The sequence below is a fragment of the Aeromonas popoffii genome (assembly GCF_037818705.1).
Lineage (GTDB): Bacteria > Pseudomonadota > Gammaproteobacteria > Enterobacterales > Aeromonadaceae > Aeromonas > Aeromonas popoffii.
On record NZ_CP149129.1, the window covers coordinates 2,430,468 to 2,445,243 of the forward strand.

A 14,776-nucleotide genomic window follows, 5' to 3' on the forward strand; every position below is an offset into this window, starting at 1 on the left:
ATGGAGTTTTGACAATGCAGTTGCAGCATGGCGTATTTCGTTTGAACCCGATTCTGCTCTCCCTCGGCCTGTTTGCCTTGCCGGGCCTGGCCCAGGCAGAATCGGTCAAAGCCAACGAGACCATGGTGGTCACCGCCACCCAGACCCAACACACCGAGCTGTCCGCCCCGGCCAGCGTCTTCGTGGTGACCCGTGCAGATCTGGACAGGATGAACGTCAACAACATCGGCGATGCCCTCAGGCGCGTACCTGGCGTCAACATCATTGCCACCAACCCCACCGGCCGCAACGAGATCAAGATCCGCGGCTTGGGGGGTGACTACACACTGCTGCTGATCAACGGCAAGCGGGTCAACGCCCGCGAGACCCTGGGCAGCGCCTACGGCAACGACTTCGACCTGAGTTCCATCCCCATGGCCGCCATCGAGCGCATCGAGGTGATCCGGGGCCCCGTCTCCTCCCTGTACGGTGCCGATGCGCTGGGTGGCGTGGTCAACGTGATCCTGCGCCAGGCCAGGGAGAAGACAGAAGCGGCCTTCGGCTACACCCACACCATGCCCACCAAGGGCGACGGTGGCGATGCCAACCAGGGCAGCGCCTTTGTCTCCGGAGCCCTCATCGACAACAAGCTGCTCGGCAGTGTGGTGGTGGAAGGCTATCAGCGTGACCGCTGGCACAGCGATCAGTCCAACAACCCGGATGCCGATGCGCTGGAAAAACGAGAAGTGGTCAACGTGCTCTCCAGCCTGAAGTGGCTGGTCAGTGACAATCAGGATATCGATTTCGATCTGGGCTACAACCAGAACGACATGGACAGCTACTTCAACAATGTGCCCCGTGCCCCGACGGCGCCGGCGACCCCGCATAACGTGCAAAAGCTCGAACGCCTGAGCCTGGGTGTGACCCACAACGGCCATTGGCAGCACGTTGATAGCCGTGCCCGCTACTACTTCGAACAGACGGATCTGATGGATGACTCCCAGCTCAATGGCGGCGCCGCCGATGTCACCCAGACCAACCACACGGTCGATGGTCAGCTGAGCGGCTATCTGGGGGATCACCTGCTGACCTCGGGCGCCGAGCTGCGCAACACCGAGCTGGAGCACAGCCGCAGCATCACCAACGGCAGCGTGGATGCGAGCCAGAGCGCCCTCTATCTGCAGGACGAATTCAGCTTGGGGGATCTGGCGCTGACCCTGAGCGGCCGCCTCGACCACCATGAAACCTATGGCAACGAGTTCAGCCCGCGCGCCTATGCCCTCTACAAGCTGAGCGACGAGTGGGTGATCAAGGGGGGCGCCGGCAAGGCGTTCAAGGCACCGACCCTGGCCCAGTCCAGCGAAGGCTTCGCCACCACGGCCTGCCGTGGCGCCTGCAAGGTGGTCGGCAACCCGAACCTGCAACCGGAAACCGCCGTCAGCTATGAGCTGGGCACTGCCTACGAGAGCGAGCGTTTCGGCGCAGGGGTGACTGGCTTCCACAACGACATCGAGGACTTGATCCAGAGCGATCAGTGGGGCCCGGGCTACCGTCCGAGCGTCATGACCTACCTCAACGTCAAGAAGGCGCGAGTGAAAGGGCTGGAGCTGACCGGCTGGGTCGATGTGCGAGACGACGTCAAGCTGACCGGTAACTGGAGCCTGCTGGATTCCGAAGACAAGAGCACGGGTGACGATCTGACCAAAACCCCGGATCACACCGGCAACCTCAGCCTGGATTGGCAAGCCACCGAGATCGTCAGCACGCACCTGGCCTGGCAATACGTGGGCAGTCAGTTCATCAAGGTGCCGATGCACAACTCTGAGGCGTTAAAGTCCAAGCACTATCAGACTCTGGATCTCAACACCAACTGGACAGTCACGCCAGCGCTCGACTTCAAACTCGGCATCACCAATCTGACCAGCACCCAGCGTGACCAGGTCGCCACCGACGCCGACTTCATTCTGGAAGGTCGTACCGTCTATGCAGGGGTGAATTACAAGCTGTAATCCTCCGTTCGGGAGCCCTGCCGACAGGGCTCCCTTTTTCCGTTTTTATCGCCTCGACAATAAGGAGTATCCGGGTGCTCAGACACCAAACACAGCTGTTCTGGCTGGGAGTTGTTCTCCTGTTCATGCTGATCTGTCTGTCACTGGCCACGGGGGCCGGTGTCTATGGTGGCCGCGAGGTCGCCGGATTTTTGCTGGGCGATCCCGCCCTCATGGCCGACCAAAAGCTCGCCATGATCATTCATACCCTGCGTCTGCCCCGCACCCTGTGTGCACTGGTGGTGGGCGTCTGTCTCGCGCTGGCGGCCTCCATGCTGCAAAGTGCTACCCGCAATCCGCTGGCCGAGCCCGGCCTGCTCGGCGTCAACGCCGGCGCCGTCTTCGCCCTGGTGATAGGGCTGACCTATTTCGGGGTCGAATCGGCCTACGGTTATCTGCTCTGGTCCGGCATGGGGGCCCTGCTTGGCAACCTCATCGTGCTGGGCCTCGGCCTGATGGTGGGCCGTTCCAACCCGCTCAAACTCATCCTGGTGGGGGTCGCCCTCTCCGCCACCTTTGGCGGCCTCTCCAACTTCCTGCTGCTCTCCAACAAGGTGGTGCTGGAGCAGTTCCGCTTCTGGAACCTGGGGTCTCTGGCGGCCTCGGATCTCGACGCCGTGCTGACCGTGGTGCCCTTTGCCCTGGCCGGTCTGCTGCTGACCCTGGCGCTCTGCCGCCAGCTCACCCTGATGCAGATGGGAGACAACCAGGCACAGGCCCTCGGCATACGACCGACCCGGGTGCGGATCGGCGTGCTGCTGGCCGCCACCCTGTTTACCGCCTGCGCCATCGCCATTGCCGGCCCCATCGGCTTCGTCGGCTTTCTGGCCGCCTACTGCGCCCGCCTGGTGGAGCCGGTGCGCCTCGCCATCCAGGTGCGTTTCTCCGCCCTGTTTGGCGTGCTGTTCCTGCTCGGCGCCGACATCCTGGCCCGCTGGCTGATCCAGCCATTCGAGCTGCCCAACGGGGTGATCCTGGCGCTGATCGGCGCCCCTGTGCTCATCATGGTGGTGCGCAGCGGCGGCTTCCGCTCCCTGCTGGCCGTCAAATAAGGTCACCCTGCCTCATGAACAATTCAATGAACACATCGCTGAACGCTTCCCTTCCCTCCGGCACCCTCTGCCTGCGCCTCGGCAGCCGCACCCTGTTGCTGCACCGCCGCGCCTGGCTTATCACGCTGGGGCTGCTGGTGGTCCTGGTGCTGCTCTCCCTGCTGGCGCTGACCCTGGGCTCAAGCAAGCTCACCATGCTGGGGGTAGTAAAGACCCTGCTTGGCGAGGGGAGCCGACTCGATGAGGTGACCGTCTTCAAGATCCGGCTGCCGCGCATCGTCGCCGTGCTGGTGGCCGGCGCCGCCATGGGCCTCTCCGGCAGTCTGGTGCAGACCCTCATTCGCAATCGTCTCGCCACCCCGGACATGATAGGGGTGAACGAGGGCGCATCGCTCGCCATCATCGCTTTCTCCCTCTACCTCACCCTCGGCAGCTGGCCCTGGTGGGCCGCTCCGCTCGGCGCCCTGTTTGCCGCCGCCGTGCTCTACGCCCTGTGCAACAAGCTGGGAGAGCAAGGCTATCTGTTCGTGGTGATCGGCATCGGCGTCTCCGAGCTGATGAACGCCATCGGCCAGTTCGTGATGTCTACCCAATCGCTGGTGCACCTCACCAGCCTCTACCTGTGGAACATGGGCAACTTTGTCGGCCAGGGCTACAACACTGTCGTGCCGGTGGGGATCCTGATCCTGCTGGTCTGCCCCTGGATCATTTATCTCTCCCGTGCCCTCGGTGTGCTGCGTCTGGGCCCTGTCACCGCCCAGAGCCTGGGAGTGAACGTCAACCGGGTGCAACTCGGCGTGCTGGCCCAAGCCATCGTGGTGGCGGCCCTTGGCACCGCCATCGGCGGCCCCGTGGTATTCATCGCCATGGCCGCCCCCATACTCGCCTCCTGGATGAGCCGGGATCGCATTGTGCCGCTGTGGATTGCCGCCCTGTGCGGCGCCCTGCTGCTGCTGGCGAGCGATACCCTGGTGCGGGTGCTGGCCAGCCCCCATGAGGTCGCCACCGGCATCATGACCCGTATTCTTGGCGGCATACTGCTGCTGTTTATTCTGATCAAAGACAGACAGAGAACCGACTGATGACCCTCACCCTAAATCGCCTCCACTTCGGCTATCAGCAAAAACCCGTCTTCAACGACATCTCCTTCACCATTCCCAAGGGCAAGCTGATTGGCATCGTCGGCCCCAATGGCGGTGGCAAATCCACCCTGCTCAAGCTGCTGGCGGGCCAGGAGCAGCCCCAATCCGGTGAGATACTGCTCAAGGGCAAACCGCTGGAGAGTTACGGCATGAAGGCGCTGGCCCGGGAGCTCGCCTACCTGCCCCAGCGCCCCCTGGTGCCCGCCGGCATTCAGGTCGAACAGCTGGTGCAGTACGGCCGCCATCCCCATCAGGGCTGGTTCAATCAGTGGAGTGAAGAGGATGCTCGCATGGTGCGCTGGGCCTGTGAGCGGATGCAGCTTGGCGACATCTTGGCGCAGAGCGCCAGCTCCCTCTCCGGCGGCCAGGCCCAGCGGGTGTGGCTCGCCATGGTACTGGCCCAAGACGCGGACATTATCTTGCTGGATGAGCCCACCAGCGCGCTGGACATAGGCCACCAGACGGAGGTGATGGAGGCCATCCACCAGATCACCGCCGAGGGCAAAACGGTGCTCATCGTCATTCACGATCTCGCCACCGCCGCCCGCTACTGCGACGAGCTGATCGCCATCGGTGAGGGCAAGATCCAGGCCATAGGCCCGGCTCGCGAGGTGGTGACCAAGCCGCTCATCGACCGCCTCTACCAGACAGACGTGGACATACTGCATGCCCCCGGCGATGGCGCTCCCATCATAGTGCCGCGCCGCCGCCCGCAGGCGTTTGCCATGCAGCGGCAGGCCTGAGCGCAGGACCAAAAAACCGCCTTGATGGCGGTTTTTGACTGGCGCCGTGAACGGGATGATGAGTCCTGTCACCGCTCACAGCAGCAGGGTCGTGAGCACGCCCCCCGGCAATCGCTGCCAGTGCAGGGTGCAGTGCCAACCGGCGGACAGCTCCGGGGTCAGCGCACTTTTGAGTTCGAAAGTGAGGGTCTGCTCCGTCATGGTCAGCCAGCGGGCATCGAGAAAGTCGAAGTAACGCCCCACTCTGGGGTAGAGCGCCTTAAACAGGCTCTCCTTGGCTGAGAACACCAGAGTCAATCCTCGGGCCGGGCCGACCGGACAGTGCTGCAGCCTCGCCCATTCAATGTGATCCACAATGCCGGGCCAGAGCTCGCACGCCTGCTCGTCTTCCAGCCAGGCCTCCAGATCCAGACCCATCCCTGCCTGGCCGGGGCGTACTGCGCACAAGGCCATACCCCGCCCCTGCAGCAGGCTGTGGCTGATGCTGCCCTCAAACCCCAGAGGCCAGCGCGGCTCGCGGGCCGCCCCGATGGCGACCACATGATCAGCCAACCCAAAGCGGTGCAGGGCCTGGCGCGCCGCCAGCCGGCCAGCCAGAAACTCCCCCAGCCGCTTGGGCACCGCTCGCTGCAAACTGTCAGGTAGCAGGATCCCGGCCTGCTGATAGCAGGCCGGGGTGAAGGCGGCAGGATCGAAGCAGACTCGCTGCAGCGGAAGTTCAGCAACACCGGGCAGCGGCAGGCTGTCGGCATGCAGGATAAAGCTACCTGGGGATGTGGCAGCCAGGGAAGCGATTGACATCGAAAAGGCCCTTGGTTCGAGAGCGGCCATGATAGCAAATCGCCCCTCCCAAACGCCACAAACGCAAATGACAACTTTTATCATTTGAATTTGTGATAAGATAAGTCCGCCCGTTTGGGGCCCGGTTTTTCGCTGATTTCACCAAGAAGGATGTAACGATGAAGATCTCCTCCCCCCTGGCCACCGCGCTCATACTCGCCAGCCTGGTCGGTTTTCAGGCCGAGGCCAACACCGAAACCCGTCAGGTGACCGATGCCAATGGCAAGACCCAGGTCGTGCCCGCCCAACCCAAGCGGGTCGTGGTGCTGAGCGAAATCGATCTGGATACAGCCCTGACCCTGGGGCTGCAGCCGGTCGGCACCGTCAACGGTCGCGGTCAGGGCACACTGCCCCGCTACCTGCTGAACAAGGCGGGCGAGCATATCGCCGTGGTCGGCGATCTGGACAACCCCAATCTGGAGCGGCTGATCGATCTGGAGCCGGACCTCATCCTGACCGGCCAGACCAAACCCGAGCTGCTGACTCTGCTGCAAGAGATAGCCCCCACCGTCGTCACCGGCAACTGGGGCGACTCCTGGAAGGAGATCTTCAATCGCAGCGCCCACGTGCTGAACCGGGACACCGAGGGCAAGGCCTTCCTCGCCCAGTATGACGCCCGCCTGCAGGAGGCACGCAGCAAGCTTGCCAAGCATCAGGGCGAGCGCCTGAGCATAGTGCGCTGGAACCCGAAGGGCCCGAGTTACATGCACAGCGGCACCTTCGCCAGCAGCGTGGTGGAAGAGATGGGGCTGACCCGTCCCACCCACCAGATCGGCGACAAGACCCCCCACTCCCCGGCCCTGAGTCTGGAGTCCCTCAACCTGCTGGACGGTGACTGGCTGGTGATCGGCACCCTGAGCGCCAGCGGCGATGCGGTGGATGCCATGAAGCAGGCCGAGCAGACCCCCGCCTTCCAGCAACTGAACGCCATCAAGGGCAAGCGCTTTGACGCCGTGGACGGATCGCTGTGGACCTCCACCGGCGGCCCCCAGGCTGCCCTCAAGGTGATCGATGATGTCGAGCAGCTGCTCGCCAAACCGGACGCGGCCCCCATCACCCAATAAGCCCCTGCGCCACCTGCGCTCCTGTGGCAAATAAAGAAGCCCGCATCCTGCGGGCTTCTTGTTGATGAGCTTTTCGGTCGCCCTATTCAGGCAGTGGCAGCGCCTTTCTATCGAGCTTACCGCTGCCAGTCTTGGGCAAGGCATCGAGCAAAAGAATGCGCGCTGGCACCATATAGTGCGGTAACGTGGCCTGCAGCCCCTTGCGCAGGGCAAGGCGATGGAGGATCACCCCGGCGTTGGCCTCCACATAGCCCACCAGCATGGCCTCGTCCCCCTCGCCGACGAGGCGCACCGCCGCCTCCTGCACCCCGGGTTGACGACGAAGGCCCGCCTCTACCTCCCCCAGCTCGATACGAAAACCGCGCAGCTTGACCTGATCGTCGCGCCGCCCCAGATAGAAGAAGCGATCCATCCCCAGTCGGCGCACCCGGTCTCCGGTGCGATAGAGGCGATGGGCATCGACCCGCAGGAAAGCCGCCGCCGTCAGGCCGGGCTTGCGCCAATAGCCTTCACACAGGGCCGGGCTCTCGATGCAAAGCTCCCCACACTCCCCCTCAGATACCGGCAACCCCGCCTCGTCCAGCACCCAGTGGCGGTAGCCGGGCAGGCTGTGGCTGATGGTGATCTGCCCATTGGGTGGGGGCCAGCGCACCTCGCTCACCAGGGACCAGACGGTGGCCTCGGTCGGCCCGTAGCAGTTCCACAGCCGTTTGGTGCAGCCGCAGAGCTGCTCGGCCAATCCCGAATCCAGCGCCTCGCCGCCACACAGGGCGGTGAGGCGCGCGTCCCCCTGCCAGCCTGCTTTGAGCAGCATGCGCCAGCAGGCTGGCGTGGCCTGCAACCAGTTGATGGAAGGGTCGGCCTCGAGCAACGCCATCATTCCCAGGGGATCCTTGTTGTGCTGGCTGCCAGCCACCGTCAGCCGGCCACCGCCCCAGAGCGGCCCCAGCATCTCCAGCAGCGAAATATCAAAGGCTGGCGTAGTAATAAAGAGCCAGTGGCAGTTCGGCGAGAGCCCGAGCCGCTCGCGGATCCCGTCGAGGAAGCAGAGCAAGGCCCGCCGGCTGATGACCACCCCCTTGGGCTCGCCGGTGGAGCCCGAGGTGAACATCATGTAGGCCGCCAGCGCATCGTCCACCCTGGGCCACTCAACCTCCGCGTGACCCAGACCGGCGAGGGAGCGCAGCGGACAGCCGCAGGCTGGCACCGCCCTATGCCCATCGCAGATCACCGCCGAGAGATGGGCCTGACGGGCGATGCCCTGCAGCCGCTCCACCGGAAAATCCGGCTCAAGCGGCACAAAAGTGAGGCCAAGCCGCAGGCAGGCCAGCACGCTGGCCACCAGATCCGGGCCTCTCTCCAGATAGAGGCCGACCCGCTCTCCCACCGCCAACCCCTTCAGACGGGCGGCGATCTGACCGACCCGCTGGTTAAGTTCGCCATAGTTGAGCCAGGCACCGGGGCCTTGCTCACTCATACCGACCCCGCCCATGCCGATGGCGGGGGCCAGCGGGGTGGCGGCGAGGCAATTGGCCAGACGCGAGCTCAGGGTCTGCTCGGCGGCCAGCCTGCCTTGCGGCGAGCCCACCGCCCGATTGGCTTTCTGTTTGACGAAAGGTTGGTCAACCTGGTTCAGGGCACTCATAGCACCTCCTCGGGCAGCCGCACCAGCCAGTGCTGATAGAGCCGACTGGGGGACGGGTGGGCCTTGAGATCTCGCAGGGTGAGTGGTGCACGCTCGCCGGCGAAGGCGGTATTGAGGGCCGCCAGCAGGGCGAGCTGTTGCACCGAATCCACCCCAAGTTCACACAGGGTCTGCTGCCAGACACCGGGCACACCGCATTGCCACTCCCACAGGGCCACCAGCGGACGGGCCGCAGGCGGACAGGGCTTGGCGACTGGCGCTGCGGAGCGCCCTGCCACAGGGGCAGGCAGGCTCATCTCATCGAGTCTGGCCGGCAGCGCAAGGTTCGCCCCCGCCAGCCAGCCGAGTTCAGCCAGCCAGGCGGCCAGCACAGCGTCTGCCTGCGCCATGGGGATCAGATCCCCGTCGAACTCGAGGCGCAGGCTGAGCTGGCCCCCTCGGGCATTCACCACCAGGGAGAGCGGCAGTTCTACCTTCTCCACCACGGCGCCGAAGTGCGGCACCAGTTGATGGGGCTCGGGCTGCTCCGGCTGCGCCAGCACAGGGTAGTTTTCGAACACGAACAGGCTCTGGAACAGACGGGCCCTGCCCTGCGTCAGCGCTGCGAGCGACTGGGTACCGTGCTCATTGAGTGCCATCAGGTCCGACTGCAGCCGGGCGATATGCTCGGCCAGGGTCGCCTCGCTGCGCCAATCCAGGGCGAGCGGCAGGCTGTTGATATAGAGGCCAACACTCTCGGTGATCCCCTCGATGGGGAAATCCCGGCCCGGGGTCACGTTGCCCACCAGGGTGATGTCGTCGCCACAGCAGCGCGCCAGCAGGCGATGCCAGGCATACTGGGCCAGCAAGCCCGTGGTCACCCCCAGCTCGCGAGCACGGGCTTCCAGTTGAGCCGACACGTGTGGCGCCAGGGGTTGGCCGCACACCGCAGGCCTGTGCTGTGTCAGCTGCGGCTCCAGCGCCACCCCGAACAGGCAGGAGAGATCGTTGGGCCGGGCCAGCAGCTCGGCGCGCCCCTGCCAGTAGGCCTCGCTGGCGCGGGTTTGGCTGGCAATATGGCGGCCAAATTCGAGCCAGGCCCCATCCGGTTCGGCGTGCGGCAGCAGGCCGTTCATCAGGGCTTGGTAGCAGCGATGCAGGGCGCCCAGCAGCACGGGGCCACTCCAGCCATCCAGCACGCCATGGTGGGCACTGAAGATAACCTTGTGGTGATCGGGCGCCAATTTGAAGCAGGCGACCCGCAACAAGGGAGCCTGTTCCAGCGGGATCGGGCGGGCCAGATCCTGCTGGCGATAGGCTGCGATGCGCGCCTCGGCCTGCTCATCCCCCACCAGATCCTGATAGTGGAATGGCAGCTCGGCATGGCACAGGATACGTTGTAGTGCCACCCCATCCGCCAGCACCAGTTCGCTGCGCAGGGCCGGCCAGCGGGCGATCTGCGCCTGCCAGGCCTGGCGGTAGACGGCCAGGTCCAGCGGCTGGCGATACGCCATTTCGGTCTGCAGATGGTAAGCCGTGTCACGAGGCGCCAGCGTCCTGTGATAGAGCATGCTCTGCTGCAACGAGGTCATGGGCAACAGTGTCTCCACCTCGCGCCCGCTCAGCACCTGGTCGAGCGCCGCTTGCGAGAGACCAAGCCCCGGGAAGTCGCTCGGGGTGTGGCGCGGGGCGCTCACCCCACAGCAGTGATCCACCAGGGCACGCAGGTTGGCCGCCAATCTCACCATCAGGGCGTCGCTCCCTTGCTGGTTGAGGGCGCCGACCTGGCGCAGAGTGAGGCAGCCGTCATAGATGCCCCCGTGCAGACTGATGAGCTCGCGCGGCAAGTTGTCCGGCGACGTGGGCGCCCCTGGCGCCATGGGCAGAGGCTGCCAGGGCTGACCTGCGGCACCCTTCGCTCGTGATGCCTGATGGCTGCCCCCCAGGTAGTTGAAGACGATGAGGGCCTCGGGCAGCTCCCAGCCACGGGGATGGTGCAGACGCAGGGCATTGAAGCCCACCCCCTTGTCCGGCACGACCCGCAGCCGCTCCTTGGTGGCGCACACCAGCGCATCCCACTCTGGCTCATCGGCCAGCGCCAGCGGATAGGTACTGGTGAACCAGCCCAACGTGCGGCTCACATCGAGCTCGGCGTCTATCGCTTCACGGCCATGCCCTTCCAGCATCACGCAGTGCCGGCTACCGTAACCGAGATCGCTCAGGGTGCGCGTCAGGGCGGCCAGCAACAAGTCGGGCACCCGGGTGAAGAAGGCCTGATTGGCAGGGTCAATCAAGCGGGCCGTGGTCTCCTTGTCCAGTTGCAGCAGGCTGGCGGCGGCGCGGCCATCGGCGGCGCGCTGCGCTTCCAGCAGGCCTCGCTGGCTGCCCTCCCCCTGGGCCAGCCAGAACGCCAGCTGATCCTCTTCGCGCAGGGCGTAGGCGGCCAGCCCTTCGCCCCACTGGCGATAGCTGCTGCCCTTGGCGGGCAGGGGCTCGCCCCTGCTCGCCCGGGCGAGATCCTCGGCCAGAATGCGCCAGGAGACGGCATCGATAACCAGATGATGGAAGGCGAGGAAGAGCCCCTCCACCGGCTCTGCCTCACCCTCGATGGTCAGGTTGCGCAGGCGGGCCCAAGCCAGGGTGTGGCCACTGGCGGGATCGAGATCCCCCTGCAGTTCGGTCAGCCGGGCCTGCAGTTCAGCCGCGCCGAGTGCCCCTGCATCCAGGGTCGGCAAGGATGGCAGCGCCAGCTCGGCCAGATAGCGCTGGCCGCCCGGGGTCACGGCCAGGCGCAGGGCGTCGTGGTGCTGGCGCAGGGTGGTCAGCCAGCCATGCAGGGCGGCATCGTCCACCCCGGCGGGCAGGCGCAGTATCACCCCCTGATTCCAGTGGCCCGGCCTCGCGAAGCCCTGCTCGAAGAACCAGTGCTGGATGGGATGAAGTGGGAAGTCACCTGTCAGGCAGCCCTGCTCCGTCTGGTGATTGACCGCCTGCTGCTGGCCGAGCTGACGGCAGAGATGGCGCACGGTTTTGGCCTCGAACACGTCCTTGACGCTGCAGTGCAGCCCCGCATCCCGCAGCCTTGTGGTGAGCTGGATGCTGAGGATGGAATCCCCCCCCAGACGGAAGAAGTCATCCTCCACCCCAAGCGGCTGCTTGAGCACCCCCTGCCAGATGGCGAGCACGGTTTGCTCCAGCTCGCTTTGTGGCTCGCGCTTGCTCTGTTGCCAGTCAATGGCTGGCAGGCGGCGCAGGTCCAGCTTGCCATTGGGGGTAAGCGGCATCTCGGTGAGCCAACAGAGCCGCACCGGCACCATGTATTCGGGCAGGCATTCGCCCGCCTGTTGCAGCAGGGCCTCGCCGTCCGGCTCACTCGCCCCCGCATGCAAACAGGCGTACGCCAGCAGGCGGCCGTCTTGCACCACTACCTTGATCTGGCGAATGGCCGGGCACAGCGCGGCGACTTGCGTCTCTATCTCGCCGGGCTCGATGCGATAGCCCCGCAGCTTGATCTGCTCATCAATCCGGCCCAGATATTGGATATTGCCGTCGCGGCGCAGCAGGGCCCGATCGCCGGTGCGGTAGAGGCGATGGGCACGACCGTCGAGAGCCAGCTCGATAAAGGCCTCTTGGGTTCGCTCAGGCAGATTGAGGTAGCCGCGGGCAAGGCCGAGACCACTCAGGCAAAGCTCGCCGGGCACCCCCACCGGGCAGAGGTTGCCCCCTTCGTCCAGGATCAGCGCTTTTAAATTGCTGATAGGCTGGCCTATGGTGATGGGCTGACCCAGCACGAGCCGCACGCAGAGCGCCGTGACGGTGCACTCGGTCGGGCCATACATGTTGTAGAGCGCAACCCGCTCCCCCCAGCGTTCCACCAGGCTGCTCGGGCAGGCTTCGCCGCCAAAGCCGATGGCCTTGAGGGAACCGAGATCGGTCGGTGGCAACAGGTTCGCCAGCAGGGCGGTGGGCAGGATCATATGGCTGGCGCCACAGTTGATCGCGGCCGTGATGGCTCCTTCGCCCGGCTCGCCAAAATGCAGGGCTGCGCCGCAGTAGAGTGGCAGCAGGGTGGTCATGTTGCCCGCATCGAACGACAGAGACATGCTGTTGAACATGGTCCCGTTCTGATCAAGGGCGATGCGTTCTGCATGATCTGCCATCAGGTTGACCAGGCTGCCCTGCTCCACCATGACCCCCTTGGGCAGGCCTGTACTGCCGGAGGTGTAGATGATCTGGGCCAGCATGGCGGCGTCCCGGGGGATGGCGGGAACCTTGCTTGGCAGCCCATCCAACGCCAGCCGATGCAGGTTGTGGTAACCGACATCTGTGTCCATAAGGGTCTCGGCGAGCCGGGCGTCCGGCTCCCCTCCCAACACCAGCACAATGGCGGCGTCGCTCAGGATATGGGCCAGCCGCTCGGCGGGATAGGCGGGATCCAGCGGCACATAAGCCGCCCCCGCCTTCCAGCTGGCGAGCAGGGCGACCACGAAGGCGATATCCCGTCTGGCCTGGATGCCGATGGCGGCCCCATGCGTCACGCCTCGGGCCAACAGCCAGTGGGCCAGCCGGTTGGCGCGCTCTTCCAGCTCGCCGTAACTCAGGGCACCCTCGCCGTCACTCACCGCCAGCGCGCCCGGGAACTGCGCGGCCCGCCGTTCGATATGGCAGAGCAGGGTGTCGCGGCTGGGGTAATCCAGCGGCAGGCTGGCGAGCTCAGCGGCGAGCGCCGCCTGGTCTTTACCTGCCTCCAGCGGCAGTTGCCAGATATCGGTCTCGGGGGCCGCCACCACGGCGCGCATCAGGTGCAGCAGCCGGTCCGCATAACGTTCAATAGTGTCACGCTCGAACAATGCGGTGGCGAACAACCAGTCCACCCGTACCGAGTCCATCAGCTCGGTCACCTTGACCGAGATGTCAGTCTTGGCGGGCAGCACGGGGGAGGTCTCCTCCACCAGCTGGCAGCCGGGGATGAGATCGTTGAAATCTACCTTGGCCTGATAGACCAGCATGATCTGGAAGATGGGGTTGATGGCGGTGGTGCGATCGGCGCCAATGGCCTCGGCCAGCGCCTCGAAGCGGTAGAGCTGGTGATCGAAGGCCGCCAGATCCTCTTCCCGGCACTGTTGCAGGTAGTCGACAAAACTGGGGTGACCGTCTAGCCGGGTGCGCAGCACCAGGGTATTGACGAAGAAGCCCACCAGTGACTCGATTTCGTGGCGCTCGCGATAGGCGAGCGGCGTGCCGATGACCACCTCCTTCTCGCCGCTCTGGCGCACCATCAACAGGGCAAACAGGGCGTGCAGGCCGATGAAGTTGGAGGTGTTGTGGCGCTGGCACAGCCGCTTGAAGCTCTCCCACAGGGCGTTGTCGATGATGGAGAAGACCAGCTCGCCGCCGCTGGCCTGATGGGCCGGCCGCGGCTTGTCGAGCGGCAGGCCGTGCACCTCGGGGCTGCCACCGAGGCGGTCAACCCAGAACGGCTTGAACTCGGCGTGATAGTCGAGAAAGCGCGGCGAGTTGAACCAGTGGGCATAGTCAAGATAGGTGAGCGGCAACTCGGGCACGCTCAAGGGCTCCCGGTTCTGATGGGCCAGGAAGGCGCGCTTCAAGTCGGCAAACATGTTCTTGACCGACCAGCCGTCCGAGATGATGTGGTGCTGGGTGATAAGCAGCACGTGCTCGCGCTCGCCGAGGCGAATCAGCTGTACCCGGCTGAGGTCCCCTTTGGTCAGGGAGAAGGGGCGCCCTATCTCTTCGCGTACCCGTCTGGCCACATAGGCCTCGCGCTCGGCTTGCGGCTGCTGGCTGACGTCTTCCACAGGCAAGGTGAAGGGAACATGCGGCAGTATCTCCTGAGCCCCCCTGCCCGCCTCGTCCTTGACGAAACGGGTGCGCATGCTGGGGTGGCGGGCAAAGAGGTGATCGAAGGCGAACGCCAACGCCGCCGTATCCAGCTCGCCGTGTACGCGAAAATAGACCGGCATATTGTAGAGGTGGGAGGCCTCCTCGTACTGCTCGATAAACCAGAGTCCGCTCTGGGAGGAGGAGAGTGGCCCGCGCAGAGCCCCTTGCGCTTCACTTTGCGCAAGAATGGGCGCCTCGAAGGCGGCGCGGGCGGCCAGACAGCGCACCAACTCAGCCTTGTGCGCCTTGATGGTGGCGCCAATGGCGGGGGTCAGCGCCTCCTTGCTCGACTGGGAGACCAGCTGCCCCTTGTCGTTGAGGGCCAGCTTGATCCCCTGGCGTTCCAGCTGTTTTAGCAGCGTTATCATATTGTTCATCAC

At 64.9% G+C, this 14,776-nt stretch carries 8 protein-coding genes; 5 read left to right on the plus strand and 3 right to left on the minus strand.

Translation table 11 applies throughout. The features are described from left to right. The first annotated feature begins 14 nt into the window (after positions 1-14). The 4 genes from WJM78_RS11115 to WJM78_RS11130 all read left to right on the plus strand — a co-directional run bounded on the left by WJM78_RS11115 (position 15) and on the right by WJM78_RS11130 (position 4,964). Entirely contained in the window at positions 15-1,988 is a 1,974-nt protein-coding gene (locus tag WJM78_RS11115; RefSeq protein WP_212513867.1) for a siderophore amonabactin TonB-dependent receptor, read from the plus strand. Between the two features lie 74 nt (positions 1,989-2,062). Next, positions 2,063-3,079, plus strand: a complete 1,017-nt coding sequence (locus WJM78_RS11120; protein WP_042034899.1) for an amonabactin ABC transporter permease subunit 2 — start codon at positions 2,063-2,065, stop codon at positions 3,077-3,079. A gap of 14 nt (positions 3,080-3,093) precedes the next feature. Continuing rightward, a complete protein-coding gene (locus tag WJM78_RS11125; protein WP_339015698.1) occupies positions 3,094-4,161 on the plus strand; it encodes an amonabactin ABC transporter permease subunit 1 in 1,068 nt (355 codons plus the stop codon). Beyond that, complete coding sequence (locus tag WJM78_RS11130; RefSeq protein ID WP_339015700.1) at positions 4,161-4,964, plus strand: amonabactin ABC transporter ATP-binding protein; 804 nt, start codon at positions 4,161-4,163, stop codon at positions 4,962-4,964. Before WJM78_RS11125 ends, WJM78_RS11130 begins: the two co-directional genes overlap by 1 nt. A 75-nt stretch (positions 4,965-5,039) precedes the next feature. Here WJM78_RS11130 and amoD read toward each other — a convergent pair whose 3' ends face one another. Continuing rightward, complete coding sequence (gene amoD, locus WJM78_RS11135) at positions 5,040-5,765, minus strand: amonabactin biosynthesis phosphopantetheinyl transferase AmoD (RefSeq protein WP_339015702.1); 726 nt, start codon at positions 5,763-5,765, stop codon at positions 5,040-5,042. A gap of 158 nt (positions 5,766-5,923) precedes the next feature. Between amoD and WJM78_RS11140 the strand changes: the two genes are divergently transcribed. After that, the gene (locus WJM78_RS11140) at positions 5,924-6,868 is read left to right on the plus strand and encodes an amonabactin ABC transporter substrate-binding protein (protein ID WP_339015704.1); all 945 of its coding nucleotides are present in this window, start codon (positions 5,924-5,926) and stop codon (positions 6,866-6,868) included. Positions 6,869-6,950: 82 nt separating this feature from the next. Here WJM78_RS11140 and WJM78_RS11145 read toward each other — a convergent pair whose 3' ends face one another. Then, positions 6,951-8,513 (minus strand): amino acid adenylation domain-containing protein, encoded by a 1,563-nt coding sequence (locus WJM78_RS11145; protein WP_339015706.1) that lies wholly within the window; start codon positions 8,511-8,513, stop codon positions 6,951-6,953. Continuing rightward, on the minus strand, positions 8,510-14,773 hold the full coding sequence (gene amoG / locus WJM78_RS11150) for an amonabactin biosynthesis non-ribosomal peptide synthetase AmoG (RefSeq protein WP_339015708.1): 6,264 nt from the start codon (positions 14,771-14,773) through the stop codon (positions 8,510-8,512). Before amoG ends, WJM78_RS11145 begins: the two co-directional genes overlap by 4 nt. Positions 14,774-14,776 lie beyond the last annotated feature (3 nt).

Excerpts from the sequence above, each read along its gene's own strand:
- WJM78_RS11115 (WP_212513867.1), top strand. The coding sequence starts at position 15 with ATGCAGTTGCAGCATGGCGTATTTCGTTTGAACCCGATTCTGCTCTCC.
- WJM78_RS11125 (WP_339015698.1), top strand. The coding sequence starts at position 3,094 with ATGAACAATTCAATGAACACATCGCTGAACGCTTCCCTTCCCTCCGGC.
- WJM78_RS11130 (WP_339015700.1), top strand. The coding sequence starts at position 4,161 with ATGACCCTCACCCTAAATCGCCTCCACTTCGGCTATCAGCAAAAACCC.
- amoD (WP_339015702.1), bottom strand. The coding sequence starts at position 5,765 with ATGTCAATCGCTTCCCTGGCTGCCACATCCCCAGGTAGCTTTATCCTG.
- WJM78_RS11140 (WP_339015704.1), top strand. The coding sequence starts at position 5,924 with ATGAAGATCTCCTCCCCCCTGGCCACCGCGCTCATACTCGCCAGCCTG.
- WJM78_RS11145 (WP_339015706.1), bottom strand. The coding sequence starts at position 8,513 with ATGAGTGCCCTGAACCAGGTTGACCAACCTTTCGTCAAACAGAAAGCC.
- amoG (WP_339015708.1), bottom strand. The coding sequence starts at position 14,773 with ATGAACAATATGATAACGCTGCTAAAACAGCTGGAACGCCAGGGGATC.